Here is a 4,449-nt window from a genome sequence, read left to right as displayed (position 1 = left end):
GGGGATCCAGCGGATCCCCGGGCCCTCCCCCGTGCGGTGCGCGCCCGCGGCGCGCCGCCGGCTCAGGTCCAGCGGCCCCGGCTGGTCCGCTTCCACAGGCCGGTCTGGCGACCGGAGAGCTGGCGGAAGCCACCGCGCAGGGCGGCGACGTTGGTCAGGGCGAACTGGTACGGGATGGCCAGGGCCTTGCTGTTGGTGGTCGCCCCGCCGGCGGCGGCGGCCCAGCACGCGACCTGGGCCCACCACAGGGCCCGCATCCCGGGGTGCCGGGCGGCGGCGCGCCCGGAGGCGCCGAGCAGGACGGGCAGCAGGACCGGCACGACGCCGGTGCGCAGGCAGCGGTGCGAGACGAAGGCCAGCGCGACCCACCCGCGGCGCGGGTCGGCCAGGCTCAGCTTGGCGAGGCTGCCGTGCCAGATGCCGGCCGAGATGCGCGCGCGGCGCTCGAAGTCGTCCCGCTTGGTGAGGGAGACGGCCTCGACGGCGCAGGCGTCGGGCGCGTGGGCGACCCGGTACCCGCGGTCCAGGGCGGCCAGCGGGATCCAGTAGTCGTCGGCGTACACGCCCGGCGGGATGGGCTCGTAGGCCTCGCGGCGCACGGCGAAGATGCCGCCGTCGGCGCCCACGACGACCCCGAAGACGCTCTCGGCGGCCTTCAGGCCGCTCTCCAGGCGCCAGTACGCGGACTCCCCGTCGCCGTGGGCGCCGGAGCCGACGGGCTTCTTGGTCCCGGAGACCACCGCGGTGCGCGGGTCCTCGAACGGGGCCACGACCGCGCGCAGGGAGCCGGGCAGCAGGGAGCCGTTGGCGTCGGTGAACACCACGACCTCACCTGTGGCCTCGCGCACGCCGCGGTTCAGGGCCGAGCTCTTGCCGCCGCGCGTCTCCTGCTGCACGAGCCGCACGCACGGGAACTCCTGCGCCGCCGCGCGCACGACGTCGGCGGTGCCGTCCTCGGAGCCGTCGTCGACCACGAGCACGTCGAGCAGTTCCGCGGGGTAGTCCTGCGCGAGGGTGTCGGCGATCTTCTGGCCGATGAACCGCCGCTCGTTGAACGCGGGGACCACCACGGTCACCGTGGGCAGCGGCGCGATGGACAGCGGAGGCGGCCCGCCGGCCCTGCGGCGGGCGGCGAACCGCATTGCCAGGGGGTACCCGACGTGCGTGTAGGCGACGGCGGCCAGCGAACCGACGGCCACGGCCGAGCTGATGCGGCGGTGCGGCGGGGTGGTCCCCACGGTGCTCCTTGTCGTGCGCTTGGTCACTGCGTCCCCCTTGCCGGCTCTCGCCGAGGATCGGGTGGTGCTCACGGGTGGTGCTCGCGGGTCGGACCGCTCACCGGCGGGTTCACCGGCGCAGGCTCACCGCCGGCAGGTCGTCGCGGGAGACGCCGGGGGCCGGCACCAGCGAGCGCGGGCGGCAGCAGGCCGCGGAGCAGAACGTGTACATGACGACCAGGCGGTCCACCGTCTGGGCGTGACCGCCGCGGTGCAGGCCGAGGGTGTCGGCCCAGGCGACCTGCCCGGCGCGCCCGACGGCGGTCGTCATGCTCGAGGCGCCGAAGCGCCGGTCGATCGCCTCGTCCTCGATGCGGAAACCCACGCCGTCCCAGGTCTCCGGCAGCTTGATCCTGCGGCCCTGGGGCGTGTTGGTGCCCTTGACGTACGTCAGCGGGCCGGCGCCCTGCGGGACGTCGTCGACGTAGAGGAACGCCTTGACGATGTCGGCGTCCTCGAGCAGGTCGCGGTGCCACTTCTGCGAGCGCGAGGGCGGGGCGCCGGTGGCGAGGTTCTGCCACACGTTGACGTCGTGCAGGCGCACCTTGCAGCGGAAGTACTCCTCGGCGATGCCCATGACCTGCTCGTGCATGGCGAACTGCACGAGCGGGTCCGCCGGGTCGATCGCGGGGCGCTGCCCGAGCAGCTCGACGAGGTACGGCTTGGGCCGGTGCCCGGCCGCGCCGCGCTCCAGCTCCTCGCGGCGCTGCGCGATGTCGGCGGCCTGCTCGGCCTGCAGCAGGCGCACCCGGCTCTCGATGCGGTCGAACAGGTCCGCGTCGGCGCCGAGGAGCTCGCGGCTGTCGGCCATCGTGACGCCGTCGCGCACGAGGTCGTCCACCACGCGGCGGGAGGGGGCGTGCAGGTCGGGGCGGTCCTGCCGGAAGCGCAGGGAGGGCACGAGGTTGAACCCGTAGCGGGAGACGATCGGGTTCTCGCAGCGCGTCTTGCGCACGGCCCGTCCCGCGGCGCGACGCAGTTTACGCATCGTGCTAATGTCGTTACTCAGCGAGTTCTTCGTCGGGGCTTCAGCGACCATGCCGCGTCTCCATCCATGTCCACGGGGTGAGGGTCGGTCCGAGCGTGCCCGCAGGTGCGGGGCCGGGGCGCACCGAGCGCGCGCACGGGGTCGTGCGCGCAGGGCCCGGAGGGTGGTGCGCGGGCGGGGGCGTGGTCAGTACGCGCCCCGTCCGCCCAGGACCGCCTGCACGGTCTTGACCAGGATCATCGCGTCGAACGCCGGCGACCAGTTCTCCACGTACTGCAGGTCCAGCCGCGTGGACTCGTCCAGGTCCAGGTCGCTGCGACCGCTGACCTGCCACAACCCCGTCAGACCCGGCTTGACCAGCAACCGCCGGCGCAGGTCGTCACCGTACTCGGCGACCTCCCGCGGCAGCGGCGGGCGCGGACCCACCAGCGACATCGACCCGCTCAGCACGTTGAACAGCTGCGGCAGCTCGTCCAGCGAGTACCGCCGCAGGAACCCGCCCACCCGCGTGATCCGCGGGTCGCGCTTCATCTTGAACAGCAGCCCGTTGCCCTCGGACTGCTCGCGCAGGTCGATCAGCAGCTTCTCCGCGTCGGTGACCATCGAGCGGAACTTCACCATCGTGAACTCCCGCCCGTCGCGGCCCACCCGCGTCTGCAGGAAGAACGCCGGGCCCTTGGAGTCCAGCCGGATCAGGGCCGCGATCACCAGGAACAGCGGGCTGAGCGCGAGCAGCGCCGCCGCCGCCGACCCGCGGTCCAGCAGGGCCTTGCCCAGGTGGCGCAGGCCGCGGAGCTCCGGGCGCTCCACGTGCAGCAGCGGCAGGCCCGAGACCGGCCGGATCACCACGCGCGGGCCCACCACGTCCGTCAGCGCCGGGGCGACCACGAGGTCCGCGCGGGTGTCCTCCAGCTGCCAGCCCAGCCGGCGCAGCACCGGCCCGTCCAGCTCGGGGCACGTCAGCGTCGCCACCACGTCCACGTCCTCGCGGCGCGCCACCACGGCGATGTCCTCCAGCGAGCCCACCACCGGCACCCCCAGCGCCTCCAGCTCCGCGCTGGCCAGCCCGTCCGGGGTGCAGGCCGCGTCGATGCGCAGGCCGTGGTCGGTGTTGCGGCGCACCTGGCGCACCAGCGAGGCCACCGAGGCCGGGTGCCCGGCCACCAGCGTGGACTGCACGCACTCCCCCGCCGCCCGGCGGCGGTGCAGGTAGTGCCGCGCGCCCAGGCGAGCGGCCACCGTCAGCAGCCCGGCCACCGGCAGCGCCACCACCACGAAGCCGCGCGCCACGTCCAGCGCGAACGCCCAGGACAGCGTGCCCACCAGGGCCACCACGGTGGTGCCGGCCATGAGCACCCGCTGGAACTCCTCCGAGCCCACCCCGAGGAAGCGCGGCTCGTAGGCGCGCATCAGCCCGTTGGCCGCGACCCAGATCGGCGGCAGCAGCACCATCAACCACGCCACCGACAGCCCGCTGGTGCTGCCCAGGTGCGGGGCGGCGTCGCCGAAGCGCACCACCCAGCCCATCAGGGCCCCGACCAGGGCCGCCAGCGCGTCGGTGGCGACCAGGGTGCGCACGTACTCGCGCTGCCACACCGCGCGGCGCGAGGAGCGGTGCGAACCGCCGACGGTCACCCGTCGGCGCGGGCCGGGGAGGAAGGGTCGCTCCGAGGTCGAGGCGGGCACGGGCCGGTCGATGACGCGCCGCTGCTGGTTCGGCAACGTCCCGAGGTCCTCCGTGGCCATGCGTCTCCCCCCGTCGAGGTGCTCTTCCGGTCCGGACTCCCACGACGGTGTGGTGCCGAGTCACTCGGTCGCGATCTAAGCCTTGCTACGTGTGGGTGACCTGGCGCGACGAACTGTAGCGGCTTCTCACCCGTTCTCCGCAAGCCTCTTACGCAGAGCAATGAAGCCTGGCTGGAATGCGCAGAGTGACGCTTCCGCGCACCGCTGAGCGGGGCTCCCGCCCGGCCGGCCGGCCGTCTCGCGGCACCGAGCGGAAGCCCTGCGGGGCACGTCCTCCACCGCCCGCCGCCGGTGGCGGGCCGAGGGCACGGGCGGCGGCCGCGTGCCGGGGAGGGGGTGCGCCGCCGGGCGGTCCGTGGTGCGCCGGGACGGCCCGGACCGGTGGGAGGCGGCCGGTTCCACCGGCGGAAACGCGAAGAGGCCCCCGCCGGTGGAACC

General features: G+C 74.6%; 3 protein-coding genes. All 3 read right to left on the bottom strand.

The window, feature by feature from the left end:
* Positions 1-62: 62 nt before the first annotated feature.
* The 3 genes from ACRYR7_RS24535 to ACRYR7_RS24525 all read right to left on the bottom strand — a co-directional run bounded on the left by ACRYR7_RS24535 (position 63) and on the right by ACRYR7_RS24525 (position 4,011).
* Positions 63-1,238: a glycosyltransferase family 2 protein gene (locus ACRYR7_RS24535; RefSeq protein ID WP_432574943.1), complete on the bottom strand. Its 1,176-nt coding sequence runs from the start codon at positions 1,236-1,238 to the stop codon at positions 63-65.
* Between the two features lie 109 nt (positions 1,239-1,347).
* On the bottom strand, positions 1,348-2,232 hold the full coding sequence (locus ACRYR7_RS24530; protein ID WP_432574942.1) for a phytanoyl-CoA dioxygenase family protein: 885 nt from the start codon (positions 2,230-2,232) through the stop codon (positions 1,348-1,350).
* A 219-nt stretch (positions 2,233-2,451) separates the two neighbouring features.
* A complete protein-coding gene (locus ACRYR7_RS24525) occupies positions 2,452-4,011 on the bottom strand; it encodes a sugar transferase (protein WP_432574941.1) in 1,560 nt (519 codons plus the stop codon).
* Positions 4,012-4,449 lie beyond the last annotated feature (438 nt).

The organism is Kineococcus gurbantunggutensis (assembly GCF_050871925.1).
Lineage (GTDB): Bacteria > Actinomycetota > Actinomycetes > Actinomycetales > Kineococcaceae > Kineococcus.
Note: the sequence above shows the minus strand (reverse complement) of the source record. Positions and strands in the feature narration are given on the sequence as shown.

Bases quoted from the DNA above. Each gene is read 5' to 3' on its own strand.
- ACRYR7_RS24525 (WP_432574941.1), bottom strand. From the start codon at position 4,011: ATGGCCACGGAGGACCTCGGGACGTTGCCGAACCAGCAGCGGCGCGTC.